31 protein-coding genes are annotated in these 26,700 nt (G+C 72.2%); 28 read left to right on the top strand and 3 right to left on the bottom strand.

Annotated features, from left to right (window positions below):
- Nucleotides 1–17: 17 nt before the first annotated feature.
- The 13 genes from ACP7BI_RS04985 to dapF all read left to right on the top strand — a co-directional run bounded on the left by ACP7BI_RS04985 (nucleotide 18) and on the right by dapF (nucleotide 12,624).
- On the top strand, nucleotides 18–1,691 hold the full coding sequence (locus tag ACP7BI_RS04985; protein WP_425844131.1) for a ribonuclease J: 1,674 nt from the start codon (nucleotides 18–20) through the stop codon (nucleotides 1,689–1,691).
- Nucleotides 1,692–2,021: 330 nt separating this feature from the next.
- Nucleotides 2,022–2,219 carry a hypothetical protein gene (locus ACP7BI_RS04980; RefSeq protein WP_425844130.1) on the top strand — a complete coding sequence of 66 codons (198 nt, stop codon included), beginning with the start codon at nucleotides 2,022–2,024 and terminating at the stop codon, nucleotides 2,217–2,219.
- Nucleotides 2,220–2,268: 49 nt separating this feature from the next.
- Nucleotides 2,269–5,109 (top strand): DNA translocase FtsK 4TM domain-containing protein, encoded by a 2,841-nt coding sequence (locus tag ACP7BI_RS04975; protein WP_425844128.1) that lies wholly within the window; start codon nucleotides 2,269–2,271, stop codon nucleotides 5,107–5,109.
- A 46-nt stretch (nucleotides 5,110–5,155) separates the two neighbouring features.
- Nucleotides 5,156–5,755, top strand: a complete 600-nt coding sequence (gene pgsA / locus ACP7BI_RS04970; RefSeq protein ID WP_425844126.1) for a CDP-diacylglycerol--glycerol-3-phosphate 3-phosphatidyltransferase — start codon at nucleotides 5,156–5,158, stop codon at nucleotides 5,753–5,755.
- Nucleotides 5,755–6,291, top strand: a complete 537-nt coding sequence (locus ACP7BI_RS04965; RefSeq protein WP_425844125.1) for a CinA family protein — start codon at nucleotides 5,755–5,757, stop codon at nucleotides 6,289–6,291. The genes pgsA and ACP7BI_RS04965 overlap by 1 nt, the downstream gene beginning before the upstream one ends.
- Before the next feature lie 116 nt (nucleotides 6,292–6,407).
- Entirely contained in the window at nucleotides 6,408–6,737 is a 330-nt protein-coding gene (locus tag ACP7BI_RS04960; RefSeq protein WP_211449705.1) for a helix-turn-helix domain-containing protein, read from the top strand.
- A 10-nt stretch (nucleotides 6,738–6,747) separates the two neighbouring features.
- Nucleotides 6,748–6,969: a DUF3046 domain-containing protein gene (locus tag ACP7BI_RS04955; protein ID WP_211449704.1), complete on the top strand. Its 222-nt coding sequence runs from the start codon at nucleotides 6,748–6,750 to the stop codon at nucleotides 6,967–6,969.
- A 157-nt stretch (nucleotides 6,970–7,126) separates the two neighbouring features.
- Complete coding sequence (gene recA, locus ACP7BI_RS04950; protein WP_211449702.1) at nucleotides 7,127–8,185, top strand: recombinase RecA; 1,059 nt, start codon at nucleotides 7,127–7,129, stop codon at nucleotides 8,183–8,185.
- Nucleotides 8,182–8,844, top strand: coding sequence for a regulatory protein RecX (locus ACP7BI_RS04945; protein WP_425844123.1), 663 nt, complete (start codon nucleotides 8,182–8,184; stop codon nucleotides 8,842–8,844). Before recA ends, ACP7BI_RS04945 begins: the two co-directional genes overlap by 4 nt.
- Nucleotides 8,845–8,902: 58 nt before the next feature.
- On the top strand, nucleotides 8,903–9,331 hold the full coding sequence (locus ACP7BI_RS04940; protein WP_425844122.1) for a hypothetical protein: 429 nt from the start codon (nucleotides 8,903–8,905) through the stop codon (nucleotides 9,329–9,331).
- A 37-nt stretch (nucleotides 9,332–9,368) separates the two neighbouring features.
- A complete protein-coding gene (gene miaB, locus ACP7BI_RS04935; protein ID WP_425844120.1) occupies nucleotides 9,369–10,859 on the top strand; it encodes a tRNA (N6-isopentenyl adenosine(37)-C2)-methylthiotransferase MiaB in 1,491 nt (496 codons plus the stop codon).
- On the top strand, nucleotides 10,856–11,764 hold the full coding sequence (miaA, locus tag ACP7BI_RS04930; RefSeq protein ID WP_425844119.1) for a tRNA (adenosine(37)-N6)-dimethylallyltransferase MiaA: 909 nt from the start codon (nucleotides 10,856–10,858) through the stop codon (nucleotides 11,762–11,764). Before miaB ends, miaA begins: the two co-directional genes overlap by 4 nt.
- Nucleotides 11,765–11,766: 2 nt before the next feature.
- The gene (dapF, locus tag ACP7BI_RS04925) at nucleotides 11,767–12,624 is read left to right on the top strand and encodes a diaminopimelate epimerase (protein ID WP_425844566.1); all 858 of its coding nucleotides are present in this window, start codon (nucleotides 11,767–11,769) and stop codon (nucleotides 12,622–12,624) included.
- On the opposite strand, the gene ACP7BI_RS04920 is transcribed toward dapF, so the two are convergent.
- On the bottom strand, nucleotides 12,608–13,213 hold the full coding sequence (locus ACP7BI_RS04920; RefSeq protein ID WP_425844118.1) for a class I SAM-dependent methyltransferase: 606 nt from the start codon (nucleotides 13,211–13,213) through the stop codon (nucleotides 12,608–12,610). The two genes, dapF and ACP7BI_RS04920, sit on opposite strands and share 17 nt — an antisense overlap.
- 68 nt (nucleotides 13,214–13,281) lie before the next feature.
- Between ACP7BI_RS04920 and hflX the strand changes: the two genes are divergently transcribed.
- A complete protein-coding gene (gene hflX / locus ACP7BI_RS04915) occupies nucleotides 13,282–14,742 on the top strand; it encodes a GTPase HflX (protein WP_425844565.1) in 1,461 nt (486 codons plus the stop codon).
- Between the two features lie 133 nt (nucleotides 14,743–14,875).
- Here hflX and lexA read toward each other — a convergent pair whose 3' ends face one another.
- Nucleotides 14,876–15,499, bottom strand: coding sequence for a transcriptional repressor LexA (lexA, locus tag ACP7BI_RS04910; protein ID WP_425844116.1), 624 nt, complete (start codon nucleotides 15,497–15,499; stop codon nucleotides 14,876–14,878).
- Nucleotides 15,500–15,740: 241 nt separating this feature from the next.
- Between lexA and ACP7BI_RS04905 the strand changes: the two genes are divergently transcribed.
- The 6 genes from ACP7BI_RS04905 to ACP7BI_RS04880 all read left to right on the top strand — a co-directional run bounded on the left by ACP7BI_RS04905 (nucleotide 15,741) and on the right by ACP7BI_RS04880 (nucleotide 20,141).
- A complete protein-coding gene (locus ACP7BI_RS04905; protein WP_425844115.1) occupies nucleotides 15,741–16,106 on the top strand; it encodes a hypothetical protein in 366 nt (121 codons plus the stop codon).
- 65 nt (nucleotides 16,107–16,171) lie between these two features.
- Nucleotides 16,172–17,251, top strand: coding sequence for a histidinol-phosphate transaminase (locus tag ACP7BI_RS04900; protein WP_425844114.1), 1,080 nt, complete (start codon nucleotides 16,172–16,174; stop codon nucleotides 17,249–17,251).
- A gap of 9 nt (nucleotides 17,252–17,260) precedes the next feature.
- On the top strand, nucleotides 17,261–17,860 hold the full coding sequence (gene hisB, locus ACP7BI_RS04895) for an imidazoleglycerol-phosphate dehydratase HisB (protein WP_425844112.1): 600 nt from the start codon (nucleotides 17,261–17,263) through the stop codon (nucleotides 17,858–17,860).
- The gene (hisH, locus tag ACP7BI_RS04890) at nucleotides 17,857–18,495 is read left to right on the top strand and encodes an imidazole glycerol phosphate synthase subunit HisH (protein ID WP_425844111.1); all 639 of its coding nucleotides are present in this window, start codon (nucleotides 17,857–17,859) and stop codon (nucleotides 18,493–18,495) included. The genes hisB and hisH overlap by 4 nt, the downstream gene beginning before the upstream one ends.
- 59 nt (nucleotides 18,496–18,554) lie before the next feature.
- Nucleotides 18,555–19,304, top strand: coding sequence for a bifunctional 1-(5-phosphoribosyl)-5-((5-phosphoribosylamino)methylideneamino)imidazole-4-carboxamide isomerase/phosphoribosylanthranilate isomerase PriA (gene priA, locus ACP7BI_RS04885; RefSeq protein WP_211449681.1), 750 nt, complete (start codon nucleotides 18,555–18,557; stop codon nucleotides 19,302–19,304).
- A 3-nt stretch (nucleotides 19,305–19,307) separates the two neighbouring features.
- Complete coding sequence (locus ACP7BI_RS04880; RefSeq protein ID WP_425844110.1) at nucleotides 19,308–20,141, top strand: SseB family protein; 834 nt, start codon at nucleotides 19,308–19,310, stop codon at nucleotides 20,139–20,141.
- A gap of 12 nt (nucleotides 20,142–20,153) precedes the next feature.
- Here ACP7BI_RS04880 and ACP7BI_RS04875 read toward each other — a convergent pair whose 3' ends face one another.
- Nucleotides 20,154–20,513: a DUF1844 domain-containing protein gene (locus tag ACP7BI_RS04875; protein ID WP_425844108.1), complete on the bottom strand. Its 360-nt coding sequence runs from the start codon at nucleotides 20,511–20,513 to the stop codon at nucleotides 20,154–20,156.
- Between the two features lie 170 nt (nucleotides 20,514–20,683).
- On the opposite strand from ACP7BI_RS04875, the gene infC reads away from it, so the two are divergent.
- The 8 genes from infC (at nucleotide 20,684) to ACP7BI_RS04835 (ending at nucleotide 26,686) form a co-directional block, all read left to right on the top strand.
- Nucleotides 20,684–21,829, top strand: a complete 1,146-nt coding sequence (gene infC, locus ACP7BI_RS04870) for a translation initiation factor IF-3 (RefSeq protein WP_425844564.1) — start codon at nucleotides 20,684–20,686, stop codon at nucleotides 21,827–21,829.
- 9 nt (nucleotides 21,830–21,838) lie between these two features.
- Nucleotides 21,839–22,033, top strand: coding sequence for a 50S ribosomal protein L35 (gene rpmI / locus ACP7BI_RS04865; RefSeq protein ID WP_021011813.1), 195 nt, complete (start codon nucleotides 21,839–21,841; stop codon nucleotides 22,031–22,033).
- A 39-nt stretch (nucleotides 22,034–22,072) separates the two neighbouring features.
- Complete coding sequence (rplT, locus tag ACP7BI_RS04860; protein ID WP_021011814.1) at nucleotides 22,073–22,459, top strand: 50S ribosomal protein L20; 387 nt, start codon at nucleotides 22,073–22,075, stop codon at nucleotides 22,457–22,459.
- Between the two features lies 1 nt (nucleotide 22,460).
- Nucleotides 22,461–23,270, top strand: coding sequence for a TrmH family RNA methyltransferase (locus ACP7BI_RS04855; protein ID WP_425844106.1), 810 nt, complete (start codon nucleotides 22,461–22,463; stop codon nucleotides 23,268–23,270).
- 64 nt (nucleotides 23,271–23,334) lie between these two features.
- A complete protein-coding gene (locus ACP7BI_RS04850) occupies nucleotides 23,335–24,072 on the top strand; it encodes an amino acid ABC transporter ATP-binding protein (RefSeq protein ID WP_211449674.1) in 738 nt (245 codons plus the stop codon).
- A 38-nt stretch (nucleotides 24,073–24,110) separates the two neighbouring features.
- Nucleotides 24,111–25,040 carry a glutamate ABC transporter substrate-binding protein gene (locus tag ACP7BI_RS04845; RefSeq protein ID WP_425844103.1) on the top strand — a complete coding sequence of 310 codons (930 nt, stop codon included), beginning with the start codon at nucleotides 24,111–24,113 and terminating at the stop codon, nucleotides 25,038–25,040.
- A 63-nt stretch (nucleotides 25,041–25,103) separates the two neighbouring features.
- Complete coding sequence (locus tag ACP7BI_RS04840; RefSeq protein WP_425844101.1) at nucleotides 25,104–25,751, top strand: amino acid ABC transporter permease; 648 nt, start codon at nucleotides 25,104–25,106, stop codon at nucleotides 25,749–25,751.
- Nucleotides 25,748–26,686 (top strand): amino acid ABC transporter permease, encoded by a 939-nt coding sequence (locus ACP7BI_RS04835; protein ID WP_425844100.1) that lies wholly within the window; start codon nucleotides 25,748–25,750, stop codon nucleotides 26,684–26,686. The genes ACP7BI_RS04840 and ACP7BI_RS04835 overlap by 4 nt, the downstream gene beginning before the upstream one ends.
- Nucleotides 26,687–26,700 lie beyond the last annotated feature (14 nt).

Raw genomic sequence — 26,700 nt, 5'->3', positions numbered from 1 at the left:
CATACGAAGGAGGCCCCTTGACGGCCATCACCCAACCCCCCGCGCTCGCGGCGGGCACCCTCCGCTTCTTCCCGCTCGGCGGCCTCGGCGAGGTCGGCCGCAACATGACGGTGTACGAGCAGGACGGCAAGCTGCTCATCGTCGACTGCGGCGTGCTCTTCCCCGAGGAGCACCAGCCGGGCGTCGACCTCGTGCTGCCCGACTTCGGTCCCATCCGCGACCGCCTCGACGACGTCGTCGCCGTCGTGCTCACGCACGGCCACGAGGACCACATCGGCGCCGTGCCCTACCTCTTGCGCCTCAAGGCCGACATCCCCCTGCTCGGCTCGCAGCTCACCCTCGCGCTCGTCGAGGCGAAGCTCAAGGAGCACCGCATCAAGCCCTACACCCACACGGTGAGGGAGGGCGACATCGAGCAGCTCGGCCCGTTCGAGACCGAGTTCGTCGCCGTCAACCACTCGATCCCCGACGCCCTCGCCGTCGCCATCCGCACGAGCGCGGGCCTCGTGCTCCACACGGGCGACTTCAAGATGGACCAGCTGCCGCTCGACGACCGCATCACCGACCTGCGCGCGTTCGCGCGGCTCGGCGAGGAGGGCGTGGATGCGTTCCTGGTCGACTCGACGAACGCCGACGTCCCGGGGTTCACGGCGCCCGAGCGCGAGATCGGCCCCGTCATCTCGCAGGTGATCGCGAAGACCTCCGGGCTCGTCGTCGTCGCGTCCTTCTCGAGCCACGTGCACCGCGTGCAGCAGGTGCTCGACGCGGCGCACGAGAACGGCCGCAAGGTCGCGTTCGTCGGCCGCTCGATGGTGCGCAACATGGGCATCGCCGCCGACCTCGGCTACCTCAAGGTGCCCGAGGGCGTCGTGGTGAGCCAGAAGGAGGCCGAGAACATGCCTCGCGAGCGGGTCGTCTTCATGTCGACGGGCTCGCAGGGCGAGCCGATGGCGGTGCTGAGCCGCATCGTCAACGGCGAGCACCGCATCGAGGTCGGTGAGGGCGACACGATCATCCTCGCCTCGAGCCTCATCCCGGGCAACGAGAACGCCGTCTTCCGCATCATCAACGGGCTCATGCAGCTCGGCGCGAAGGTCGTGCACAAGGGCTCGGCGAAGGTGCACGTCTCGGGCCACGCCTCGGCGGGCGAGCTGCTCTACTGCTACAACATCCTCGGCCCCCGCAACGTCATCCCCGTGCACGGCGAGTACCGCCACCTGCACGCCGCGGCGTCGCTCGCGATCGACACGGGCGTGCCGCGCGAGCGAGCATTCGTCGGTGAGAACGGCACGGTGTGGGACCTGAAGGACCACGAGGTGCGCGTCGCCGGGCAGCTCCCGATCGGCTTCGTCTACGTCGACGGCTCGTCCGTCGGCCGCATCGACGAGGCCGACCTCAAGGACCGCCGCATCCTCGCCGAGGAGGGCTTCATCTCGATCTTCGTCGCGCTCGAGCCGCAGACCGGCAAGGTCATCGTCGGCCCCGAGATCCACGCGCGCGGCTTCGCCGAGGACGACAAGGTCTTCGACGACATCCGCCCGAAGATCGTGAAGGCGCTCGCCGAGGCCGCCGAGCAGGGCGTGCGCGACCAGCATCAGTTCCAGCAGGTCGTGCGCCGCACCGTCGGCCGCTGGGTGGGCACGCGCATCCGCCGCCGCCCGATGATCGTGCCGGTCGTCATCGAGGCGTAGCCGACGCGTCGAGATCATCCTCGAGGGGGAGGGGCGAGCGCGCTCGCGTGCCCTAGCGTGACGAGCGAGGGCACGCAACGGATGCGCGCCGCCCCGCCCGAGAGGACGCCGCCGTGCCCGAGCAGGGCCAGAGCGCCCCCGCCCCGATCGAGGCACCCGCGGTCCCGCCGCCGCTGCACGCGGAGGCGCCGGCGCACCGGCAGCCCTCGCAGCGGGAGGCGCGCGCGGCCGCGAAGCGGCAGGCGAGGCTCGAGCAGCTCGAGCGCACGCGCTTGCGGAAGGCCGAGCGCGGCGCGCGGGCCGGGCGCCTGGCGCACGTGGGTGCTGCCGGTGCTCAAGCTCACCGTCGGCGCGGCGATCGTGCAGGACGCGCTCACGCAGGGCGTCGGCGGCATGGTGCTGCCGGGCTTCCCGATGTCGGCCGCCGTCACGGGGCTCGTGGTCGCCGCGGCCGTCGGCGCGCTCGCGGGCAGCGTGCCCGCGACGATCGCCGTCCGCTCGAAGGTGATCGAGGCCATCCGCTTCTGAGCGGAGCGCCTCCGGCCGCTCGTGGGCGCCGGCATCTAGGGTGTCGGCCATGGCCACGAGCACCAAGTCGACCAAGCCCTCCCCGCGCGGGCGCTCGACCGGCACGTCGACCTCCGCGACCACGAAGGTGCAGCGGGCGGCCCGGTCGACGAAGGCGCAGCCCGTGTTCGAGGACGACGGCCCCGGCCTCGCGCAGCGCGCCTGGATGGGCCTCGCCCACGCGACGGGCGGCGCGGCGCGCGTGTTCGGGCGCGAGTCGCTCGCGAAGGAGGAGCGCCGCGACGGCGTGCCCTTCCTGCTCACGATCCTCGCGGTGCTCGGCGCGGTCGTCGAGTGGATCCTGCCGGCCAACGCGGTCGCGCAGGCGATCTCCGCCTACACGTGGGGCGGGCTCTTCGGCCAGGTCGCGATCGCGCTGCCGGTCGTCTTCGTGCTGCTCGCGCTGTGGATGTTCCGCCACCCGGCCTCGGTGAGCGACAACGGCCGCGTCGGCGTCGGCATCGCGCTGCTGCTCATCTCCGTCGCGGGCCTGTGCCACGTCGTGCTCGGCATGCCGGATGCGTCGCTCGGCATGCCCGCGCTCGCCGACGCGGGCGGCATCCTCGGCTGGGTCGCCGCCGCACCGCTCGCGGCGCTGCTCACGCCGATCGGCGCCGGCATCGTCTGCGGGCTCGTCGCCGCGCTCGCGGTGCTCGTCATCACCCGCACGCCCCCGACCCGCATCCCCGAGCGGCTCGCCGACCTCTACGGCTACCTCTTCGGCATCGAGACCGGCACGCCGGAAGAGCGCGAGGAGGCCCGTCGCGCTCGGCGCGAGGCGAAGGAGCTCGCGAAGGCCGAGGCCGCCGAGGCGGCCGAGGAGGAGCCGATCGAGGGCGACTCGATCGAGTCGGGCACGGGCTCGCTGCCGTTCTGGCGACGCAACGCGACCGGCCGCGAGGTCGATCCCGCCTACGACACGCCCGTGATGATCGACCGCGAGCAGCCGACGACGCGCGTCGACGCCGGGGCGGTCGCGGTGCCCGCGACCACCCCCGAGCCGCTGCCGGAGGTCGCCGACGACGAGCACGAGGAGTACGCGACCGCGGTGCTCGAGTCGCTCGAGCAGGCCGAGGCGGCGATGCGGAAGCACACGGGCGAGGTCGCGCTCGACGCGCCGGCCGAGCCGGTCGCGGCGGCGCCCGCCGTCGCGCAGCGCCCCTACCGGCTCCCGTCGATCGCCTCGCTCGCGCAGGGCGACCCGCCCAAGGCGCGCTCGGCGGCCAACGACGAGATCGTCGCGGCGATCACCCAGGTGCTCGGCTCGTTCAACGTCGACGCGCGAGTCACGGGCTTCTCGCGCGGGCCGACGGTCACGCGCTACGAGATCGAGGTCGCGCCGGGCGTCAAGGTCGAGCGCGTGACGGCGCTGTCGAAGAACCTCTCGTACGCCGTCGCCTCGAACGAGGTGCGCATCCTCTCGCCCATCCCGGGCAAGTCGGCGATCGGCATCGAGATCCCGAACCCAGACCGCGAGACGGTCAAGCTCGGCGACGTGCTGCGCTCGCGCGCCGCCGCCGACTCGAAGCACCCGATGACGATCGGCATCGGCAAGGACGTCGAGGGCGGCTACGTCGTCGCGAATCTCGCGAAGATGCCGCACCTGCTCGTGGCGGGCTCGACCGGCTCGGGGAAGTCATCGTTCGTCAACTCGATGATCACGAGCCTGCTCATGCGCGCGACGCCCGCCGAGGTGCGCATGGTGCTCGTCGACCCGAAGCGCGTCGAGCTGACCGCCTACCAGGGCGTGCCGCACCTCATCACCCCCATCATCACGAACCCGAAGAAGGCCGCCGAGGCGCTGCAGTGGGTCGTGAAGGAGATGGACATGCGGTACGACGACCTCGCGTCCTTCGGCTACAAGCACATCGACGACTTCAACAAGGCGGTGCGCGCCGACGAGATCGTGCTCCCCGCCGGGAGCCAGCGCACGCTCAAGCCCTACCCGTACCTGCTCGTCGTCGTCGACGAGCTCGCCGACCTCATGATGGTCGCGCCGCGCGACGTCGAGGACTCGATCGTGCGCATCACGCAGCTCGCGCGCGCCGCGGGCATCCACCTCGTGCTCGCGACCCAGCGGCCCTCGGTCGACGTCGTCACGGGCCTCATCAAGGCCAACGTGCCGAGTCGCTTCGCGTTCGCCGTCTCGAGCGTCACCGACTCGCGCGTCATCCTCGACCAGCCCGGCGCCGACAAGCTGATCGGCCAGGGCGACGGGCTCTTCCTGCCGATGGGCGCCAACAAGGCGATGCGCGTGCAGGGCGCGTGGGTCGACGAGGCCGAGATCCAGCGCGTCGTGCAGCACGTCACGGGCCAGGCGCGCCCCGAGTACCGCGACGACGTCGAGGAGACAGCGCAGAAGCGCGAGATCGACGCCGACATCGGCGACGATCTCGAAGACCTGTGCGCGGCAGCCGAGCTCGTCATCTCGACCCAGTTCGGCTCGACCTCGATGCTGCAGCGGAAGCTCCGCGTCGGCTTCGCGAAGGCCGGCCGGCTCATGGACCTCATGGAGTCGCGCGAGATCGTCGGACCCTCGGAGGGCTCGAAGGCGCGCGACGTGCTCGTGCCGCCGGAGGGGCTCGCGGCCGTGCTCGCGTCGCTGCGCGGCGAGGGGCCGGCGCCCGCCGCGGCCGCGTCGTCCGCGGCCGCCTCGCCCGCAGCCGCGGAGCGGCCCGCGCCGAGCGCGCTCGAGTCGCCCGACGCATCCGACGACGACGACGAGGGCGCGTGGGTCGAGACCGACGACCGCTACAGCGACCCCTTCGACGAGGCGAACCGCGACGGGCTCGAGGTCGTCGAGGCCGAGGGCGGCGACGACGACGCGTGGTCGCTCACCGGTCGCGACTGAGCCGCGTGCCAGGGCACGCCCCAGGTGGGCCGGGTAGCCTCCCAGCATGCCGATCCTGAGCCCGTGGCGCGGGCGCGTGTGGCGCAGGGGCGATGAGCCCGCGAGCGTCGCGAGCGTGCCGAACCTCATCTCGGTCGTGCGCATCCTGCTCACCCCGGTCTTCGTCGTCGTCGCGCTCTCGAACCCCGCGCCGGGCCTCGTGCGCACGCTCGCGGCGGTGCTGTTCGCGGTGCTCATCGCGACCGACTTCGTCGACGGTCGCATCGCTCGCGGTCGCGGGCTCGTGACCGACTTCGGCAAGCTCATCGACCCGATCGCCGACAAGGCGATCACCTCGAGCGCGTTCGTCGTGCTCTCGGTGCTCGGCGAGCTGCCGTGGTGGATCACGATCGTCGTGCTCGTGCGCGAGTGGGGCATCACGCTCTACCGACTCGTCGTCTCGAGCCGCACCGTGATCGCCGCCGACTGGGCGGGCAAGGCGAAGACCATGGCGCAGGGGATCGCGCTGCCGCTCGCGCTCCTGCCGCTGCAGGCGTGGGTGGGCGAGTGGGGCGTGTGGGCGTGCGTCGTCACGATGACGATCGCGGTCGCGCTCACGATCTACTCGGGACTCGAGTTCGTCTGGCACGCGTGGAGGAGCAGCTGATGGATGCGATGGAGCTGTCGGGCAGGATCGTCGCGCGAGCCGCGGCGCGCGGGATCTCGATCGCGGTCGCGGAGTCGCTCACGGGCGGGCTCGTCGCCGAGACGCTCGTGCGCACGCCGGGGGCGTCCGTCGTGCTGCGCCTCGGCGTCGTCGCGTACGCGACCGAGATGAAGGAGCAGGTGCTGCGCGTGCCGACCGACCTGCTCGAGGAGCGAGGACCGGTCGACCCCGACGTCGCCGTCTGGATGGCGCGCGGCGTGCGCCGCCTCGCCGCGCTCGACCGGAGCGCCTGCACGATCGGCCTCGGCACGACGGGCGTCGCGGGTCCTGGCGCGCAGGACGACCACGCGCCGGGCGAGTTCCACATCGGCATCGAGGTCGAGACGGTCGACGGGCTCCACTCGCACGCCTCCTCCCACTTCGAGCCGGGCGATCGCGAGCAGGTGCGCGAGGCGGCGCTGCTCGCGGCGCTCCGGGAGCTCGACGCCGCGCTCGAGCGCACCGACCTCGTGATGCACAGCGAATCCAAGGGCTGAGGAGTGCTCCCTCGGAATGCGCGGTGGGAGCGTTGCGTTGTCACAGGTCGTAGGCATCGAGCGGCACGCAGGCAAGCTGCGGCTAGCATGATGCATCCACGGTGAAGGGGGAGACCATGGTGCTGGTTCGACAGGAGATCGGCGACGTGCTGCGCGATGTGCGCCTGCGCCAGGGCCGCACCCTGCGCCAGGTCGCCTCCCGCGCCTCGGTCGCCCTCGGATACCTCAGCGAGGTCGAGCGGGGCCAGAAGGAGGCCTCGAGCGAGATCCTCGCGTCGGTCGCGGAAGCGCTCGACGTGCCGCTCTCGAGCGTGCTGCACGAGGTGGGCGACCGCCTCGCGGTGCTCGAGGGCCTCGGCTACCACGAGCTCGACCGCATCGGCGCGACCGTGCCCGACACGCTGCCCGACGACCTCGTCGCGGAGTTCGACTCCGCGGTGCGCTGAGAGCCGGCGGATGCGGGCGAGCGAGCTGCAGCTCGCGCTCGAGGAGGAGTTCGGCTCGCTCGGGGCGGTGCTGATGGAGGACACGACGCTCTCGAGCCTCGGCGGCCGCACGGGTGCGGTCGCCCTCGCCGACGGCGTCCCGCCGCGCCAGGTCTGGCAGGCGATCTGCGACGCGAAGGACGTGCCCGTCGCGCGGCGCCACGGCCGCGGCGTCCGCGAGGCGCGTCGCTGACGGACGCGACACGCCGCGGGATCGTTCGAAGATGCGTTCGATCCGCGCGTAGGCTGAGAGTGCTCGACGGGACTGTCCACAGGCCGGGACCGGGGTCGCACGCATGTCAGCGGCCCGACGTAGCGTGAGCGCCATCACCGAAACGGAAGGCAAGCACATGCCCACACCCGCAGACCGCGACAAGTCGCTCGAGGCGGCGCTCGCGCAGATCGACCGTCAGTTCGGCAAGGGGTCCGTCATGCGCCTCGGCAGCGAGGAGCGCGCGCCCGTCGAGATCATCCCGACCGGCTCGATCGCCCTCGACGCCGCGCTCGGCATCGGCGGCCTGCCTCGCGGCCGCATCATCGAGATCTACGGCCCGGAGTCGTCGGGAAAGACGACGCTCACGCTCCACGCGATCGCCAACGCCCAGCGGGGCGGCGGCATCGCGGCGTTCATCGACGCCGAGCACGCGCTCGACCCCGAGTACGCGAAGAAGCTCGGCGTCGACATCGACTCGCTGCTCGTCTCCCAGCCCGACACCGGTGAGCAGGCGCTCGAGATCGCCGACATGCTCATCCGCTCCGGCTCGATCGACATCATCGTCATCGACTCCGTCGCGGCGCTCGTGCCGCGCGCCGAGATCGAGGGCGAGATGGGCGACAGCCACGTCGGGCTCCAGGCCCGCCTCATGTCGCAGGCGCTCCGCAAGCTCACCGGCGGTCTCAACCAGACCGGCACGACGATGATCTTCATCAACCAGCTGCGCGAGAAGATCGGCGTCTTCTTCGGCAGCCCCGAGACGACCGCCGGCGGCAAGGCGCTCAAGTTCTACGCCTCGGTGCGCCTCGACATCCGTCGCATCGAGACGCTCAAGGACGGTGCCGACGCGGTCGGCAACCGCACGCGCGTCAAGGTCGTGAAGAACAAGATGGCGCCGCCGTTCAAGCAGGCCGAGTTCGACATCCTCTACGGCGTCGGCATCTCCCGCGAGGGCAGCCTCATCGACTTCGGCGTCGAGCACGGCATCGTCCGCAAGTCCGGCGCCTGGTACACCTACGACGGCGACCAGCTCGGCCAGGGCAAGGAGAAGGCACGCCAGTTCCTGCTCGACAACCCCGACATCGCGGGCTCGATCGAGCGGCAGATCCTCGGCAAGCTCGGCATCGGCGCCGCCGCGCCCGAAGCGGGCGTCGAGTCGCTCGACGCGCGCCGACAGGAGCGCCAGGGCGCGTGAGCGACGCTGACCGGCTCGCCGGGGTGACCCAGCTCTCGAGCTGGATCGCCGGGCGCGACGAGCGCTCCGGCGACCAGCCCGAGGCCCATCCTCTGGAGCGGTCCGGCACCGCGCGGCACGCGCCGCGCGGCCGCCTCAGCGCCGGTTCGCGCGGTCGTGCCGTCGAGCGGGACGACGACGGCACGCCCCTCGAGCCCATCGACGAGGATGCGGCGCGGTCGATCGCGCTGCGGGCGCTCGGTCGGCGCGGTGCGAGCCGCCTCGAGCTCGACCGGGCACTCGCGAAGCGCGACGTCGAGCCCGACGTGCGCGCGGCGGTGCTCGACCGGCTCGTCGACGAGCGCTACCTCGACGACGAGCAGCTCGCGCGCGACGAGGCAGAGCGCCTCCGCGAGCGCAAGCAGCTCGGCGAGCGCGGGATCGCCGCGGCGCTGCGCCAGCGCGGCCTCGACCCCGCCGTGCTCGACGAGCCGGACCGCGACGACGAGCTGCAGCGCGCGATCGATGCGGCCGCCGACCGGCGGCGCCGCATGGGATCGCTCGACGATGAGACGGCCGAGCGACGGCTCGCCGGCTGGCTGCAGCGGCGGGGGTTCAGCGGTGGGGCCGTGCGCCTCGCGATCGAGCGCTCGCGACCGCGCGGTCCGCGGTTCCGCTGAGGACCACCGGCGCGAGGTCCCCGGATCGCGTCCAGGCTGGAGAGCTAGGTTGGCCGGCATGAAGACCAAGCTGATCGCCGTCCCCGCGATTGCCGCCGCCTCCCTGCTCGCGCTCACCGGCTGCATCCAGATGCCGCCCCCGACGAGCGGCGGCTCCGGCGACGGCGGCACCGGCACGGGGACGGCGGGCAGCCTCGAGGGCACGTCGTGGTCCGGCGGCATCGACCAGGTCGTCGCCCCCTTCGGATTCACCCTCAACGCCGACGGCACGGTCGACATCACGCAGTGGGGCGAGTCCGGCGAGACCTACGACTCGCCCGCCGACGTGTGGGACGGCGACGCATCCGACGTCACGATCACGATCACCGGCCTGCAGCCCGGCAACTTCGGCCTCACCGTGACCGGCACGGCCGAGGACGGTCGGATGGACCTCTCGGGCGAGGGCACGAACGGCAGCAGCTACACGCTCACGGCCACGCAGGACTGACGCTTCGGGGCGGTCGCCGCTCGGTACGCTGGAGGGCATGTCCACGACCGCCGCGCTGCGCACCTACGAGGTGAAGACCTTCGGGTGCCAGATGAACGTGCACGACTCCGAGCGCCTCCGCGGATCGCTCGAGGAGGCCGGGTACGCCGAGGCCGTCGACGGCCGCCCCGACGTCATCGTCATCAACACGTGCGCGGTGCGCGAGAACGCCGACCAGAAGCTCTACGGCCACCTCGGGCACCTCGCGAAGACCAAGCGCGAGCGGCCCGGCTTCCAGATCGCCGTCGGCGGCTGCCTCGCGCAGAAGGACCGCGCGACGATCGTCGATCGCGCGCCGTGGGTCGATGTCGTCTTCGGCACCCACAACATCGGCTCCCTGCCGGCGTTGCTCGAGCGCAGCCGCCACAACGGCGAGGCGGAGGTCGAGATCCTCGAGGCGCTCGAGGTGTTCCCGTCGACGCTCCCGACCAAGCGCGAGTCGACCTATGCCGGCTGGGTGTCGATCTCGGTCGGCTGCAACAACACGTGCACGTTCTGCATCGTGCCGTCGCTGCGTGGCAAGGAGCGCGACCGTCGCCCGGGCGAGATCCTCGCCGAGGTGCAGGCGCTCGTCGACGACGGCGCGCTCGAGGTGACGCTGCTGGGGCAGAACGTCAACTCCTACGGCGTCGAGTTCGGCGACCGGCTCGCGTTCGGCAAGCTGCTGCGCGCCGCTGGTGAGATCGACGGGCTCGAGCGCGTCCGCTTCACGAGCCCGCACCCCGCCGCCTTCACCGACGACGTGATCGACGCGATGGCGGAGACCGACGCGGTCATGCCGCAGCTCCACATGCCGCTGCAGTCCGGCTCGGACCGCGTGCTGCGCGCCATGCGGCGCTCCTACCGCTCCGCGCGGTTCCTCGGCATCCTCGAGAAGGTGCGCGAGCGCATCCCGCACGCCGCGATCACGACCGACATCATCGTCGGCTTCCCCGGGGAGACCGACGACGACTTCGAGGAGACCATGCGCGTCGTCGAGGCGTCGCGCTTCGCCTCGGCCTTCACGTTCCAGTACTCGATCCGTCCCGGCACCCCCGCGGCCACGATGCCCGACCAGGTGCCGAAGGCGGTCGTGCAGGAGCGCTTCGAGCGGCTCGTCGCGCTGCAGGACCGCATCTCGTTCGAGGAGAACCTCGCGCAGGTCGGCCGCACGGTCGACGTGCTCGTCTCCGTCGGCGAGGGCAAGAAGGATGCCGAGACGCATCGCCTCTCGGGTCGCGCCGAGGACAACCGGCTCGTGCACTTCGCGCCCGGCGGCCACTCGCCGCGGCCCGGCGACATCGCCACCGTGCGCGTCACGCACGCCGCGCCGTTCCACCTGCTCGCCGACCAGGGCCCGATCGCCGTACGGCGCACGCGCGCCGGTGACGCTTGGGACCGCGGCCAGGCCGACTCGTGCGGCGTGCCCTCGCTCGTCGGGGCCGGGGCCGGGGCCGGGGCCGGGCGCCCGGTCTCGCTCGGCCTGCCGACGCTCCGCATCGGCACGTGACCCTCATCGCCGTCGTCGGCGCCACCGGCACCGGCAAGACGGCCAGGTCGCTCGCCATCGCCGACGCGGTGGTCGCGCTCGGCGTCCGCGCCGAGATCGTCAACTGCGATGCGATGCAGCTCTACCGCGGCATGGACATCGGCACGGCGAAGGCGAGCGCCCAGGAGCGCCGCGGGCACCCCCACCACCTCCTCGATGTGCTCGAGCCGTGGCAGGACGCGGCGGTCGCCGCCTATCGCGACGAGGCGGCGAGCGTCGTCGCCGGCATCGAGGCTCGCGGCGCGGTGCCGATCCTCGTGGGCGGCAGCGGGCTCTACGCCTCGAGCGTGCTCTACGCCTTCGAGTTCCCCGCGACCGACGCGGAGCTCCGCGCCCGGCTCGAGGCGGAGCTCGAGGCGGCCGGCGCCGCCGCGATGCACGCGCGGCTGCTCGCCCTCGACCCGGCGGCCGCCGAGGCGATCGGGCCGCACAACGGCCGCCGGCTCGTGCGCGCGCTCGAGGCGGTCACCCTCACCGGCGAGCCGTTCCGCGTCGGCCTTCCCGACGAGCGATCGCTCGCGCGGCCGACGATCATCCAGCACGAGCGCGTCGACCGCGTCGAGCTCGTCGCACGGCTCGACGAGCGCGTGCTGGGGATGTGGCGGCTCGGCATCGTCGACGAGGCGCGAGCGCTCCGGGAGGCCGGCATCGAGCGGGGCACGACCGCGCAGCAGGCCATCGGCTACCGCCAGGCCCTCGACCAGCTCGACGGCCGGATCACGGAGGTCGAGGCCATCGAGCGCACGCAGGCCCTCACCCGTCGCTACGCGCGTCGACAGGTGTCGTGGTTCCAGCGCTACCCGGCCGCGCCGCCCGCAGACGCGGCCGAGCTCGCACAGCGCGCGGTCGCTAGCCTGGGGGGATGACGATGCACGCCACCGGATTCGCGAAGGGCCACGGCACGGGCAACGACTTCGTGCTCGTCGCCGACCCGGCAGGCGAGCGGCCGCTGCTACCGGGCGAGGTGCGCGCGCTCGCCGACCGGCGCTTCGGCATCGGGGGCGACGGGGTCATCCGCGCTGTGCCGGCGGGCCGCACCGGCGACGCGGTGCTCGACGCCGCGCCCGAGGGCACGTGGGCGATGGACTACTGGAACGCCGACGGCAGCGCGAGCGAGATGTGCGGCAACGGCGTGCGCGTGTTCGTGCGGTTCCTGCTCGAGCAGGGGCTCGCCGAGCTGCCGGACGGCGGCTCGATCGACGTGGCGACGCGCGCCGGCGTGAAGCGAGTCGTGCGGCACGGCAGCCTGCTCGCGGTCGACCTCGGCCCGTTCGAGCTCGGCGGCACGCGGCTCGTGGCCGCAGACGGCCTCGACGTCGCGAGGCCCGGCCTCGACGTCTCGACCGGCAACCCGCACGTCGTCGTCGCGCTCGCCGACGCGGCCGAGCTCGACGCGCTCGACCTGCACCGGCCCCCCTCGCTCGACCCCGTCGCCGAGGACGGCGCGAACGTCGAGTTCGTCGTCCCCGGCGTCATCGCCGACGGCATCGGCTCGATCCGGATGCGCGTGCACGAGCGGGGCGTGGGGGAGACCCTCTCGTGCGGCACGGGCGCCGTCGCCGCGGCCCTCGCGACCCGGCACTGGTCGGGTGGGGCCGCCGACCGCTGGATCGTCGACGTGCCGGGCGGGCGGCTCGAGGTCGACGTCGACGCCCGCGGCCACGCGTGGCTCACGGGGCCCGCGGAGATCGTCTTCCGCGGAGAGGCGCTCAGTCCGGCGCCGTGACGGCGATGATGCGGTACGTCTTCCTGGAGTCGGCGCGCTCGACGTCGAAGCCGTCGAAGCGCTCCTGCAGCCAGCGCAGCAGCGAGTCGGCGCCGAGGTGCTTCTGCACGACGAGCCAGGCCGTCGCGCCCGGCGCGAGCCGCGGGATCCACGTCTCGAGCAGCTCGTGCAGCTGCCGCTTGCCGATGCGGATCGGCGGGTTCGACCAGATCGCGTCGAAGCGCACATCGGCAGGAACGCGCTCTGGCATCGACGGCACGATGTTTGATAGACTGAGCAGCTCGGCATTCCGCTCCACGAGCGAGAGCGCTCGGGCGTTGACGTCGACGGCCCAGACACGGGCATCGGGGGAGCGGAGCGCGAGCGACGCGGCGATCGGCCCCCACCCGCAGCCGAGGTCGAGCAGCTCGCCCCTCGCGGGCGGCGCGGGCACGGCATCGAGCAGCACCGCAGTGCCGACGTCGAGGCGGTCGCCGGAGAAGACGCCGGCGGCGGTCACCATCTCCCGCTCTCGACCCGCGATCGGCACCCGGAGCGTCCGGACCGACTCGGGCGCGGCAGGATCGGGCGAGAAGTAGTGGTCCGACACGGATCCGACAGTACAGAAGGAAGCAACGCATGGCAGAAGCCCAGGACGGCACCGACGGCGGGCGCGCGATGGAGCGCATCCTCGCGTGGGCCGAGCCCGGCGAGCGCGAGCTGCTCGCGGAGCGCGCGCAGGCGCTGCAGGACGACGACGCGCACAGCGACGTCGACGGCGACCAGCTCGACCGCGAGGAGCGCGCCGCGCTCCGCCGCGTCGACGGCCTCCGCACCGAGCTCGAGGACGTCACCGAGGTCGAGTACCGCCAGCTGCGGCTCGAGAACGTCGTGCTCGTGGGCGTCTACAGCGGCGCCGCCGACGACGCCGAGAACTCGCTCCGCGAGCTCGCCGCGCTCGCCGAGACCGCTGGCGCGCGCGTGCTCGACGGGGTCCTCCAGCGGCGACCGAACCCCGACCCCGCGACCTACGTGGGCCGCGGCAAGGCCGAGGAGCTCGCGGCGATGGTGAAGGAGCTCGGCGCCGACACGGTCGTGGCCGACAGCGAGCTCTCGCCGAGCCAGCGGCGCGCGCTCGAGGACCGGGTGAAGGTCAAGGTCATCGATCGCACCGCGGTCATCCTCGACATCTTCAGCCAGCACGCGACGAGCCGAGAGGGCAAGGCGCAGGTCGAGCTCGCGCAGCTCGAGTACCTGCTGCCGCGCCTGCGCGGCTGGGGCGAGTCGATGTCGCGCCAGGCCGGTGGCCAGGTCGGCGGGCAGGGTGCGGGCATGGGTTCGCGCGGCCCCGGTGAGACGAAGATCGAGCTCGACCGCCGGCGCATCCACTCGCGCATGGCACGGCTCCGCAAGCAGATCAAGGGCTTCGGCCCCGCGCGCCAGGCGAAGCGGGCGAACCGCGACCGCAACGAGGTGCCGGGCGTCGCGATCGCCGGCTACACGAACGCCGGGAAGTCGAGCCTGCTCAACCGCATCACCGGCGCGGGGGTGCTCGTCGAGAACGCGCTCTTCGCGACCCTCGACGCGACCGTGCGGCGGACGCAGACGCCCGACGGCCGCGAGTTCACGATCGCCGATACCGTCGGCTTCGTGCGCGACCTGCCGCACCAGCTGGTCGAGGCGTTCCGCTCGACGCTCGAGGAGGTCGCCGAGTCGGACGTCATCGTGCACGTCGTCGACGCGAGCCACCCCGACCCCGCGTCGCAGATCGCGACCGTGCGCGACGTGCTGGGGGAGACCGGTGCCCGGTCCATCCCCGAGATCGTCGTGTTCAACAAGGCGGATCTCGTGAGCCACGACGATCGGCTCGTGCTGCGCGGCCTGCAGCCCGACGCGATCTTCGCGTCCGCTCGCACGGGCGAAGGCGTCGACGAGATCCTCGAGCGGCTCGCCGAGCTGCTGCCGCGGCCTGAGGTCGCGGTCTCGCTGCTCGTGCCCTTCGATCGCGGCGACATCATCGCGATGCTGCACGATCGCTTCGAGGTGCTCCGCGAGGACTACGAGGCCGACGGCACGCGCGTCGAGGCGATGGTCACCGCGGCTGCCGCGGGGCAGCTCGCGGAGTTCGTGGTCGCATAGATCTTGCGTGGCCGGGGCCCCGGCTGGCTGGGTCGCTCGTCGAGATCTCGGTACGGCGGCCTGCGGCCGCCTACTCGATCTTGCGCCCTTCGGACTCAGCGCCGCTGCGCGGCATTGAGTCCTTCGGGCGCAACTACACCGCGCGGAGGACCGCGACGACGCGGCCGAGCACCTCGGCCTCGTCGCCGAGGATGGGTTCGAACGCCGAGTTGCGCGGCAGCAGCCACGTGTGGCCGTCGCGCTGCTTGAACACCTTGACCGTCGCCTCGCCGTCGAGCATCGCCGCCACGATGTCGCCGTTGACGGCATCGCGCTGCTGACGCACGACGACCCAGTCGCCGTCGCAGATCGCGGCGTCGATCATCGAGTCGCCGACGACCTGCAGCATGAAGAGATCCCCGGAGCCGACGAGCTGCTTCGGCAGCGGGAACACGTCGTCGACCTGCTCCTCGGCCGTGATCGGGATGCCCGCGGCGATGCGGCCGACGAGCGGCACGAACGCCGCCTGCTGGATCGAGCCGACCGACTCGTCGATCTCGTCGTCGACGAGCACTTCGATCGTGCGCGGCCGAGCCGGGTCGCGGCGGATGCAGCCGGCGAGCTCGAGCTGCCCGAGCTGGTGCGTGACGCTCGAGAGCGACGAGAGGCCGACGGCGTCGCCGATCTCGCGGTAGCTCGGCGGGTACCCGCGCTGCTTCACGGCGCGCTGGATCACCTGCAGGATCGCCTGCTGCTTCTCGGTGAGCTGCCTCGTCATCCGTTGCCCCGATCCCCGCGTGTCAGTGGTGCCTGATGGACTCCTGGTGGTTCGAAAGCGTATCCGAGAGTACGCCCGGATCAAACGCACGTTCGAGCGAGTCGTGGAGAAAGTTCCCGCGACGGGGTTGACGCGTGCGGCAGTTCGAAAGTAGATTCGAAACAGAGATTCGCAGCCGGTGCTCCCGGCCGAGCACCGGCTGCGGATCCCAGTCCTCGGACTGGATCGAGAGGAGGCACTCATGACCGCCATCGCCATCACCGCCACCGCCGGCGCCGCACCGACGCTCCGCCTGCGCATGACCGCTCGCGGCCGCCGCGCCCTCGCGCTGCTCGTCGCCGCGCCCGTGCTCGCCCTCGGCGCGCTCGCCGGCGCAGGCCTCATCGGCGACGCGGTCGCCGGTGCCGTCGCCTCCTCCTCGACCGCGACCGCCGAGTTCGAGCACATCACCGTCGTGCCGGGCCAGTCGCTCTGGCAGATCGCCGAGGCCGTCGCCCCCGAGGCCGACCCGCGCGACGTCATCGCCGAGATCGAGCTGCTCAACGGCATCGCCGGCGCCATCCAGCCGGGCGAGCGGCTCGCCATCCCCGCGCAGTACGCCGACTGAGCAGCACGCGCCGCCACCGGGTCGCGCGCGGCCGACGGCATCCGCCGAAGTCCTAGGCTGGATCGGTGACGAGCCTCGACGACCTCCCGATCCGCGACGACCTCCGCGGGCTGACGCCCTACGGCGCACCGCAGCTCGAGGTCCCCGTGCGGCTCAACGTCAACGAGAACGCGTATCGGGTGCCCGAGGAGGTCGCGCTCGACATCGTGCAGGAGGTCGCGCGCGCCCTGCCCGACGCCAACCGCTACCCCGACCGCGAGTTCGACGAGCTGCGCCGCTCCTTCGCGCGCTACCTGGGCCGCGGCGTGACGCCCGAGCAGATCTGGGCCGGCAACGGCTCCAACGAGGTGCTCCAGCACGTGCTCCAGGCCTTCGGCGGTCCCGGTCGCACGCTGCTGTCGTTCACCCCCACCTACTCGATGTACCCGCTGCTCGCGCAGGGCGTGGGGATGCGGTGGGTCCCGGTGCCGAGGGACGAGGAGTTCACCGTCGACGCCGACGCCGTCCGCGCGGCGATCGCCGAGCACGACCCCGACGTCGTGTTCCTCTGCTCGCCGAACAACCCGACCGGCACGGCCATCGACCTCGAGACGATCGAGGCGGCCTGTGATGCGGCGCGCGGCATCGTGCTCGTCGACGAGGCGTACGCGGAGTTCGCACGCGACCGCGACCGCACGGCCCTCACGCTGCTCGAGCGGCACCCACGGCTGCTCGTCTCGCGCACCATGAGCAAGGCCTTCGCGTTCGCCGGCATGCGGGTCGGCTACCTCGCCGCCCACCCGGCCGTCATCGACGCGCTCCGGCTCGTGCGGCTGCCCTACCACCTCTCGGCCATCACCCAAGCGGCGGCCGTCGCGGCACTGCGCCACAGCGACGCCATGCTCTCGCGCGTCGACGACCTGCGCGCCGAGCGCGACCGCATGGTCGAGGAGCTCTCCCGGCTCGGCTACCGCCCCTACCCGTCGGACGCGAACTTCGTGCTCGTCGGGGGCGTCGACGACCCGCAGGCGACCTTCCGCGCCCTGCTGGAGCGCGGCATCCTCGTGCGCGATGTCGGACTGCCGGGCACGCTGCGCATCACCGCGGGCACGAGGGGCGAGACGAGCGCCGTGCTGGCCGCGATGGCCGAGCTGCGCGCGGACTAGGATCGAAGGATGGCCCGCACCGCAACCATCGAGCGCACGACGAGCGAGTCGAGCATCCGCCTCACCGTCGATCTCGACGGCTCCGGCACCTCCTCGATCTCGACGACGGTGCCCTTCTTCGACCACATGCTGACGGCGTTCTCGAAGCACTCGCTCATCGACCTGACGGTCGAGGCGAGCGGCGACACCGAGATCGACGCGCACCACACGGTGGAGGACACCGCGATCGCGCTCGGCCTCGCGCTCGGCGAGGCACTCGGCGACAAGCGCGGCGTGCGCCGCTACGGCGACGCGACCGTGCCGCTCGACGAGGCGCTCGCGCGCGCCGTCGTCGACCTCTCTGGCCGCCCGTTCCTCGTGCACTCCGGCGAGCCCGCGGGCTTCGAGCTGCACCGCATCGGCGGGCACTTCACCGGCTCGCTCGTGCGCCACGCCTTCGAGGCCATCGCGCTCAACGCCCGCCTCACGGCGCACGTCGAGGTGCTCGCGGGCCGCGACCCGCACCACATCGCCGAGGCGGAGTTCAAGGCCTTCGCGCGCGCGATGCGCGTCGCGGTCGAGCCCGACCCCCGCGTGACCGGCGTGCCGTCGACGAAGGGCGCACTGTGACCGCCCAGCGCAAGCGCGTCGCGCTGCTCGACTACGGGCTCGGCAACGTCCACTCGGCCGCGAAGGCGCTCGAGGCGGCCGGCGCCGACGTGAGCCTGACGGCCGACCGCACCGCGATCATGGAGGCCGACGGCCTCGTCGTGCCCGGCGTCGGCTCGATGGCCGCGTGCATGGAGGGCATCCAGGCGATCCACGGCGGCGAGCTCATCGGCCGCCGGCTCGCCGGCAGCCGGCCCGTGCTCGGCATCTGCGTCGGCATGCAGGTGCTCTTCTCCTCCGGCGAGGAGGGCGGCGGCGACACGCGCGGCCTCGACGAGTGGCCCGGCACCGTGCGGCGCCTGCAGGCCGACGTGCTGCCCCACATGGGCTGGGCACAGGTCGAGGCGCCCGAGCACTCGCAGCTCTTCGCGGGCCTCGCCGACGAGCGCTTCTACTTCGTCCACTCCTACGGCGTCACCGAGTGGGGCATCGACCCGCACCCGCGCATGCGCCAGCCCGCCGTCACGTGGGCCGAGCACGGCGAGCGGTTCATCGCCGCCGTCGAGAACGGCCCGCTCTCGGCGACGCAGTTCCACCCCGAGAAGTCGGGCGAAGCGGGCGTGCGCCTGCTCGAGAACTGGGTCCGCGGGCTCTGATCCAACCCGGCCGCACGCTCCACCGCGCCGCGGCCACCGTCCGGAAGGCAACGCATCCCATGACCGACTTCAACCAGTCGCCCAAGCTGCAGCTGCTGCCCGCGATCGACGTCGCAGGCGGCAAGGCGGTGCGGCTCACGCAGGGCAAGGCGGGCACCGAGACCTCGTTCGGCAGCCCGGTCGACGCCGCGGAGGACTGGATCCGGCAGGGCGCGGAGTGGCTGCACCTCGTCGACCTCGACGCCGCCTTCGGGCGCGGCGACAACCGCGCCGTGATCCGCAAGGTCATCAAGGCGTCGAAGGGCCGCGTGAACGTCGAGCTCTCGGGCGGCATCCGCGACGAGGCCTCGCTCGAGGCGGCCCTCGCGACCGGCGTCAAGCGCATCAACCTCGGCACCGCCGCGCTCGAGAACCCCGAGTGGACCGCATCCGTCATCGCCGAGTACGGCGACCAGATCGCCGTCGGGCTCGACGTGCGCGGCACGACGCTCGCCGCGCGCGGCTGGACCGAGGACGGCGGCGACCTGTGGCACGTGCTCGACCGGCTCGAGGCCGCCGGCTGCAGCCGCTACGTCGTCACCGACGTCACGAAGGACGGCACCCTCAAGGGCCCGAACCTCGAGCTGCTGCGGCAGGTCGGCGAGCGCACCGAGAAGCCCATCGTCGCCTCCGGCGGTGTCGCGAGCCTCGACGACATCGCCGCGCTCCGCGAGCTCGTGCCGCACGGCGTCGAGGGCGCGATCGTCGGCAAGGCGCTCTACGCCGGCGCGTTCACGCTCGCCGCGGCGCTCGACGTCGCGGGCCAGTAGGCGATGCCGGGCCCGACGCCCGGCCGCGACGCCGACTCGGCCGGCCGACCCTGGGCGGGGCGCTCGTTCCACCACCACGACACGACCTACGCGGACGACGACGGCTCGGCACCGGCCGGCTACCTCGAGGCGGTGCGCGCGCTCGCCGACGGCAGCGCGGGTCGAGCAGCCGTCGTCGAGACGCTCCGCGGCGAGCGCGTGCTCGTGCCGCTGGTCGCGGCGGCGGGGGAGACGGGCGTCGACGAGCGGGGCCGCACGATCGACAAGACGCAGGAGCTCTCGATCGTGACGGTGCACGGTCCCGACGGAGCGCCCATCCTGCCGATGTTCTCGCACGTGCAGGCGATGCAGGCCTGGAACGCGGCCGCGCGGCCCGTGCCCTCGAGCGTGCAGCGGGCGGCAGCGGCCGCGCTCGACGGACCGGGGCGGATCGTGCTCGATCCGGGCTCGGAGAGCGAGTTCGTGCTCGGGCGCACGATGCTCGAGGCGGTGCTGGCGGATGCGCCGTGGGCGTGGGGCGCGGAGGATGCGGCCGTGCACGAGGCCGTGCTCGACGCGCTGTTCGAGCAACCGGCGGTGCAGGCGGTCGTGCTCGCCACCGGCGATCCGCGCTGCCGGCTCGCGGGCGCCGACCTCGAGGTGCACGCGCTCGTCGACGGCTCAGCTGATGCCGCCGAGCAGGTCGGCCGCGCCGCGAGCGCGCTCGGCGCGGCGGAGGTGCTGCGAGCGCGCGTCGAGAGCCTCGCGCTGCGCGTGCACCGCTGGGACGGCGGAGCCTCGCCGCTGCCGCTCTCGGCACCGCCGCTCGCGGCGGTCACGCGCGCCGAGCGGCGGTGAGGCGGCCGGTCGCTAGACGACCGAGCCGGTGTACTTCTCGCCCGGGCCCTTGCCCGGCGCGTCGGGGATCGCGCTCGCCTCGCGGAACGCGAGCTGCACCGAGCGCAGGCCGTCGCGCAGCGGCGCGGCGTGGACGCTCCCGACCTCGGCAGCGGCCGCGGTGACGAGGCCCGCGAGCGCGTTGATGAGCTTCCGCGCCTCGTCGAGGTCGATCTGCTGCTCGGGGTCGTCGGCGAGGCCGACCTTGACCGCCGCAGCGCTCAGCAGGTGGATGGCGACGGTGTTGATGAGCTCCACCGCCGGGACGTCGGCGATGTCGCGCGCCTCGGCGAGAGCGTCGTCGTCGTGGTCGTGCTCGATCGCGTCAGTCATCGCGCTCTTCTCCTGAAGGCTGGTCTCTGGTAGAGTTCTGCAGGTTTCGGGCTTTCGCCCGGAGGTGAAAGAGGAGCAATCCCACCCGCAGTCGTTCCAGGCTAACGGGTCAGCGGCACAGCGGCGCGCGTCACTCGATGCGCAGCGGCTCGTGCTGAGCCACGTGGCACATCGCGCGTATTCGGCTCCTCGTTCGCCGTGCACCAGCACACAGCAGCAACGAGAAGGAGCCCGCGATCAGCGATCCCCGCATCAACGAGCGCATCCGCGTCCCAGAAGTCCGTCTGGTCGGCCCCGCCGGCGAGCAGGTCGGCGTCGTGAGGGTCGAGGATGCCCTTCGCCTTGCCCGCGAGGCAGAGCTCGACCTCGTCGAGGTCGCTCCCGCCGCGCGGCCGCCCGTGGTCAAGATCATGGACTACGGCAAGTTCAAGTACGAGCAGGCGCAGAAGGCGAAGGATGCCCGTCGCAACCAGGCGAACACGGTCCTCAAGGAGGTCCGCTTCCGCCTCAAGATCGACGAGCACGACTACGAGACGAAGCGCAAGCGCGCGCAGGGGTTCCTCGAGGGCGGCGACAAGGTCAAGGCCATGATCCTCTTCCGCGGCCGCGAGCAGTCGCGCCCGGAGATGGGTGCCAAGCTGCTGCAGCGCTTCGCCGAGGACATCCGCGAGTACGGCGTCGTCGAGTCGTCGCCGACGCTCGACGGCCGCAACATGACGATGGTCGTGGGCCCGCTGCGCTCGAAGGCCGACGCGAAGACCGAGCAGAACGCTGCTCGCTCCGAGCAGCGCAAGGCCGCGCAGGAGAAGCGCCGCCAGGAGTCCGAGCGCAAGGCCCAGCGCCAGGCCGAGCTCGAGGCCTCGCGCCCCGCGCCGCGACCGGCGCCGGCGCGCACGCCCGCACCGCCGAGCGGCGAGCCGATGCGCGTGCCGCGCACCGACTCCGACCGCTCCTCGCGCCCCGACCGCTCGTCGCGCTCGTCGAGCGACCGCCCGTCGAGCGACCGTCCGTCGCGCCCGTCGTCCGAGCGCAGCTCGGAATCGCGCTCGAGCGAGCCGCGCTCCGACTCGCGGCCGCGCCAGGCGCCCCGCACCATCGCGCCCACGCCGGCCAACGCGCCGCGCCCGGCGTCGATGCCAAAGCCCGCTGCCGCACCCGCGGCAGGCACCCCCGCTGCATCCGCAGCGCCCAAGCCCGCCGCGACGCCCGCCGCCCCGAAGCCCGGGGCCAAGCCCGCGGTGCCCTCGGCGGTCAAGCCCGCGGCACCCAAGGCCAAGCCCGCAGGCAAGCCCGCGGACAAGCCAGCATCCGAGTAGGAGAGAAGAATGCCCAAGCAGAAGACGCACTCCGGTGCCAAGAAGCGCTTCAAGGTGACGGGAACCGGCAAGATCCGCAAGCAGCAGGCCGGCATGCGCCACAACCTCGAGGTCAAGTCGTCGGTCCAGACGCGCCGCCTCAACAAGGACAAGGTGCTCGCGCCCGCCGACGCCAAGACCATCAAGAAGCTGCTCGCCCGCTGACGCGCGCGACGAAGTAGAGACGAAGAGAGAGAACCACTCATGGCACGTGTCAAGAGGGCCGTCAACGCCGCCAAGAAGCGCCGCGTCATCCTCGAGCAGGCCGAGGGCTACCGCGGCCAGCGCTCGCGGCTGTACCGCAAGGCGAAGGAGCAGCTGCTCCACTCGCACGTCTACGCGTTCCGCGACCGCAAGGCGAAGAAGGGCGACTTCCGCCGCCTGTGGATCCAGCGCATCAACGCCGCGTCGCGCGCGAACGGCCTGACGTACAACCGCCTCATCCAGGGCCTCGGCCTCGCGGGCATCGAGGTCGACCGCCGCATGCTCGCCGAGCTCGCGGTCAACGAGCCGGCGACGTTCGCCGCGCTCGTCGAGTCGGCCAAGGCCGCCCTGCCCGCCGACACCTCGGCTCCGCAGAACGCGGCCTGACATGCTCGACAGCCCCCGCGCGCCTCGCGTGCGAGCGGCTGCCAAGCTCCAGCAGCGAACAGCCCGGTCCGAGACCGGGCTGTTCCTGTTGGAGGGACCGGCCGCGCTCGACGAGGCGCTGCGCTTCGCGCCCGCGACGCTCGTCGAGGTGTTCGCGACCGATGCGGCGCGGGAGCGCCACCCCGAGCTGCTCGACCGCGTCGACGCGCGGCAGCTCACCGCCGTCTCCGACCGGGCGCTCAGGGCGATGACCGACACCGTGCGGCCGCAGGGCATCGTCGCGGTCGCGAAGCAGTCGCCCGTCTCGCTCGAGGCCGCGATCGAGCGCGCCGCGGCCGCCGAGCACCCGCTCGTCGCGATCCTCCACGAGGTGCGCGACCCGGGCAACCTCGGCACGATCCTCCGCGCCGCCGACGCGGCAGGCGCATCCGCCGTCGTCGTCACGGCGAACTCCGTCGACCCCTTCTCGCCCAAGGTCGTGCGCTCGACGACCGGCTCGCTCTTCCACCTCGACGTCTCCGTCGGCGCCTCGACGGCCGACGCCGTCGCCGCCGCGCAGGCCGCGGGCATCACCGTGCTCGCCGCCGACGTGTCGGGCGACGACCTCGTCGCGCTCCAGGGCGAGGGGATGCTGTCGGGCCCGACCGCGTGGCTGTTCGGCAACGAGGCGCGCGGCCTCGACGAGGCGACGCTCTCGCTCGCCGACCGCGCCGCGCGGCTGCCGATCTACGGCCGCGCCGAGTCGCTCAACCTCGCGACCGCCGCCTCCGTCTGCCTCTACCAGAGCGCGCTCGCCCAGCGCGGCGTGTAACCATTGCGTTTCGATCGGGCGCTGCGGGACGAATCGACCGCGCGCGCCGTGCTTTGATGAGCGCATGCAGCCCCTCGTCGAGCTCGACCACGTCAACAAGCACTACGGCGACCTCCACGTCCTGAACGACATCGACGTCTCGATCCCCAAGGGTCAGGTCGTCGTGGTGATCGGCCCCTCGGGCTCCGGCAAGTCGACCTTCTGCCGCGCGATCAACCGGCTCGAGACGATCGACTCGGGCGAGATCCGCATCGACGGCGTGCCGCTGCCCAAGGAGGGCAAGGCCCTCGCGCAGCTGCGCGCCGACGTCGGCATGGTCTTCCAGTCGTTCAACCTCTTCTCGCACAAGTCGATCCTCGAGAACGTCACGCTCGGCCCCATCAAGGTGCGCGGCCTGAAGCGCAAGGACGCCGAGGAGCGCGCGATGCACCTGCTCGAGCGCGTCGGCATCGCCAACCAGGCGCACAAGATGCCCGCGCAGCTCTCGGGCGGCCAGCAGCAGCGCGTCGCGATCGCCCGCTCGCTCGCGATGGAGCCGAAGCTCATGCTCTTCGACGAGCCGACGAGCGCGCTCGACCCCGAGATGATCAACGAGGTGCTCGACGTCATGGTCGAGCTCGCCCACGGCGGCATGACGATGATCACCGTCACGCACGAGATGGGCTTCGCCCGCAAGGCGGCCGATCGCGTGCTCTTCATGGCCGACGGGAAGGTCGTGGAGGACTCGACGCCCGAGTCGTTCTTCTCGAACCCCCAGTCGGCGCGCGCCAAGGACTTCCTCTCGAAGATCCTGACGCACTGATCCGCAAGTCCCAGCACCCCCGAAGAAGGAGAAGCACCATGCGCAGCAAGCTCACGCTCGGCGTGGCCGCGTTCGCGGTCCTCGCGCTCACCGCGTGCGGCGGCCCCGCCGGCACGACCTCGTCCGAGGCGCCGGAGGAGCCGACCGACACCGGCTCGGCCACCACGAGCGACCACCCCTACGGCCTCGAGGTCGCGGAGTCGCCCGAGTTCGAGGCGGGCTCGACCATGGCGGAGTTCGCCGAGGCCGGCTCCATCACGATCGGCACGAAGTTCGACCAGCCGCTGTTCGGCCTCGTCGGCCCCGACGGCGCGCCCGAGGGCTTCGACGTCGCGGTCGGCTCGCTCATCGCGGCCGAGCTCGGCATCGCGTTCGAGGACATCCAGTGGGAGGAGACGGTCTCCGCCAACCGCGAGACGTTCATCGAGAACGGCACCGTCGACCTCGTCGTCGCGACCTACACGATCAACGACGCTCGCAAGGAGAAGGTCGACTTCGCCGGGCCGTACTACGAGGCCGGCCAGGCGCTCATGGTGCAGGCGGGCAACCCCGAGGGCATCACCGGCCCCGACGACGTCTCGGGCCTCTCGGTCTGCTCGGTCGAGGGCTCGACGCCCGCGGCCCGCATCGTCGACGAGTACGGCGCCAACCTGCAGGCGACCGACACCTACTCGAACTGCCTCGACCCGCTGCGCAACGGCCAGGTCGTCGCGGTGACGACGGACAACGTCATCCTCGCCGGCTTCGTCGACCAGAACGCGGGCGAGTTCGAGCTCGTGAACGACGGCGAGACGTTCACCTCGGAGCCCTACGGCATCGGCCTCACGAAGGGCGACGACGCGTTCCGCGCCTGGATCAACGACGTCCTCGAGGAGGCCCAGGCCGACGGCACGATGGACTCGCTCTGGGAGCAGACCGCGGGCATCGTCCTGCCCACGCCGGAGTTCCCGGCCGTCGACCGCTACTGATCGATCCACGTCACCGGGTGCGGGAGGACCTCCTCCCGCACCCGGTGGTCGGATGAGGGACTGATGCAAGCACTACTCGAGAACTGGCCGCTGTGGCTGCAGGGCATGTGGATGACCCTGCTGCTGACCGGCGCCACCACGCTGTTCGGGCTGCCGATCGGCATCCTGCTCGCCGGCATGCGCGTCTCGCCCGTCGCGGCGCTCCGCGTCGTCGCGACGGTGTGGACGGAGGTGGCGAGGAACACCCCGCTCACGCTCGTGTTCTTCTTCACGGCCTTCGTGCTCCCGAAGCTCGGCCTCATCCTCGACTTCCAGCTCGGCGCGATCATCGCGCTCACCTACTACACGAGCGCGTTCTTCGCCGAGGCGGTGCGCTCCGGCATCAACTCCGTGCCGATCGGTCAGGCGGAGGCATCCCGCTCGATCGGCCTCACGTTCAGCCAGACCATGGGCCTCGTCGTGCTGCCGCAAGCCTTCCGCAGCGTGCTCCCGCCGCTCATCAACGTCGTGATCGCGCTCATCAAGAACTCGTCCGTCGCGATGGGCTTCTTCGTCTTCGTGCTCGTCTCGGTCGCGCACCGGCTCTCGAACACGTACGGCGACCAGGCGCTGCAGATCTTCGTCGGCATCGCCCTCAGCTACCTGATCCTCACGGTGCCGCTCGGCCAGCTGGTCGACCACCTCGAGCGCAAGTGGAGCGTGCAGCGATGAGCGGCTCCGTCCTCTTCGACGCCCCGGGACCGAACGCCATCCGGCGCTCGCGCATCCTCTCGATCGTCTTCGCCGTCGTCGCGGTCGCGGCGCTCGCCCTCGGCGCCTACCAGCTCTGGCTCGGCGGCGCGTTCTACCAGGACCGCTGGGACATCTTCCAGACCGAGGACCTGTGGTTCGGCGCCCGCGGGCTCATGGTGGGCCTCCGCACGACGCTCACGATCGCCGCGATCGGTGCCGTCGGCGCACTCATCCTCGGCGTCGTGTTCTCGATCCTCCGCAGCGCACCCTCGAAGTGGGTGCGGGTGCCGGTGACGATCGTGCTCGAGTTCTTCCGCGGCATGCCCGTGCTGCTGATGATGCTCTTCATCCTCATCGTCTTCTCGACCGGCGCGTACTGGGCCGTCGTGTGGGCGCTCATCGTCTACAACGGCGCGATCATCGGCGAGGCGCTCCGCGCCGGCATGAAGTCGCTCCCCAAGGGGCAGCGCGAGAGCGGGCTCGCGATCGGCCTCACGCCGCTCCGCACGACGCTCGAGATCGAGCTCCCGCAGGCGTTCCGCATCATGCTGCCGATCATCCTCGCGCAGCTCATCGTGCTGCTGAAGGACACCTCGCTCGGCTACATCGTCGGCTCGCCCGAGATCATCCGCATCGGCCGGCAGCTCGTCGACTTCTACGACCGCCAGGGCGGCCCGTACGCGCTCTCGATGTTCTTCGTCATGCTCGCGATCTTCCTCGCGATCAACATCACGCTCTCGTGGCTCGTCCGCGTGCTCGCGCGGCGCATGGCGCAGCCGCGTCGCGGCGGACCGAACCTCGACGGCTCGAAGACCGAGGCGATCCCGCTCTCGACGCAGGCGATGCGCGAGGTGAAGGACCCGCAGGCCGAGATCACGCGGCTGCCCGGCGCGGGCATGGGCGGGCAGGGCTAGGAGCGGCCCGGCGC

It is taken from the genome of Agrococcus sp. TSP3-2-1 (genome assembly GCF_049897585.1).
Lineage (GTDB): Bacteria > Actinomycetota > Actinomycetes > Actinomycetales > Microbacteriaceae > Agrococcus.
The sequence above is the reverse complement of the archived record's forward strand: the minus strand, read 5'-3'. Positions and strand labels throughout refer to the sequence as shown.

Excerpts from the sequence above, each read along its gene's own strand:
- lexA (WP_425844116.1), bottom strand. The coding sequence starts at position 15,499 with ATGACGAGGCAGCTCACCGAGAAGCAGCAGGCGATCCTGCAGGTGATC.
- ACP7BI_RS04855 (WP_425844106.1), top strand. The coding sequence starts at position 22,461 with ATGCTCGACAGCCCCCGCGCGCCTCGCGTGCGAGCGGCTGCCAAGCTC.
- miaB (WP_425844120.1), top strand. The coding sequence starts at position 9,369 with ATGTCCACGACCGCCGCGCTGCGCACCTACGAGGTGAAGACCTTCGGG.
- hflX (WP_425844565.1), top strand. The coding sequence starts at position 13,282 with ATGGAGCGCATCCTCGCGTGGGCCGAGCCCGGCGAGCGCGAGCTGCTC.
- ACP7BI_RS04975 (WP_425844128.1), top strand. The coding sequence starts at position 2,269 with ATGGCCACGAGCACCAAGTCGACCAAGCCCTCCCCGCGCGGGCGCTCG.
- rpmI (WP_021011813.1), top strand. The coding sequence starts at position 21,839 with ATGCCCAAGCAGAAGACGCACTCCGGTGCCAAGAAGCGCTTCAAGGTG.
- priA (WP_211449681.1), top strand. The coding sequence starts at position 18,555 with ATGACCGACTTCAACCAGTCGCCCAAGCTGCAGCTGCTGCCCGCGATC.
- rplT (WP_021011814.1), top strand. The coding sequence starts at position 22,073 with ATGGCACGTGTCAAGAGGGCCGTCAACGCCGCCAAGAAGCGCCGCGTC.
- ACP7BI_RS04880 (WP_425844110.1), top strand. The coding sequence starts at position 19,308 with ATGCCGGGCCCGACGCCCGGCCGCGACGCCGACTCGGCCGGCCGACCC.
- dapF (WP_425844566.1), top strand. The coding sequence starts at position 11,767 with ATGCACGCCACCGGATTCGCGAAGGGCCACGGCACGGGCAACGACTTC.
- recA (WP_211449702.1), top strand. The coding sequence starts at position 7,127 with ATGCCCACACCCGCAGACCGCGACAAGTCGCTCGAGGCGGCGCTCGCG.
- ACP7BI_RS04940 (WP_425844122.1), top strand. The coding sequence starts at position 8,903 with ATGAAGACCAAGCTGATCGCCGTCCCCGCGATTGCCGCCGCCTCCCTG.
- ACP7BI_RS04845 (WP_425844103.1), top strand. The coding sequence starts at position 24,111 with ATGCGCAGCAAGCTCACGCTCGGCGTGGCCGCGTTCGCGGTCCTCGCG.
- ACP7BI_RS04875 (WP_425844108.1), bottom strand. The coding sequence starts at position 20,513 with ATGACTGACGCGATCGAGCACGACCACGACGACGACGCTCTCGCCGAG.
- ACP7BI_RS04955 (WP_211449704.1), top strand. The coding sequence starts at position 6,748 with ATGCGGGCGAGCGAGCTGCAGCTCGCGCTCGAGGAGGAGTTCGGCTCG.
- ACP7BI_RS04965 (WP_425844125.1), top strand. The coding sequence starts at position 5,755 with ATGGATGCGATGGAGCTGTCGGGCAGGATCGTCGCGCGAGCCGCGGCG.
- ACP7BI_RS04840 (WP_425844101.1), top strand. The coding sequence starts at position 25,104 with ATGCAAGCACTACTCGAGAACTGGCCGCTGTGGCTGCAGGGCATGTGG.
- ACP7BI_RS04850 (WP_211449674.1), top strand. The coding sequence starts at position 23,335 with ATGCAGCCCCTCGTCGAGCTCGACCACGTCAACAAGCACTACGGCGAC.
- ACP7BI_RS04905 (WP_425844115.1), top strand. The coding sequence starts at position 15,741 with ATGACCGCCATCGCCATCACCGCCACCGCCGGCGCCGCACCGACGCTC.
- pgsA (WP_425844126.1), top strand. The coding sequence starts at position 5,156 with ATGCCGATCCTGAGCCCGTGGCGCGGGCGCGTGTGGCGCAGGGGCGAT.
- ACP7BI_RS04960 (WP_211449705.1), top strand. The coding sequence starts at position 6,408 with ATGGTGCTGGTTCGACAGGAGATCGGCGACGTGCTGCGCGATGTGCGC.
- ACP7BI_RS04835 (WP_425844100.1), top strand. The coding sequence starts at position 25,748 with ATGAGCGGCTCCGTCCTCTTCGACGCCCCGGGACCGAACGCCATCCGG.
- hisB (WP_425844112.1), top strand. The coding sequence starts at position 17,261 with ATGGCCCGCACCGCAACCATCGAGCGCACGACGAGCGAGTCGAGCATC.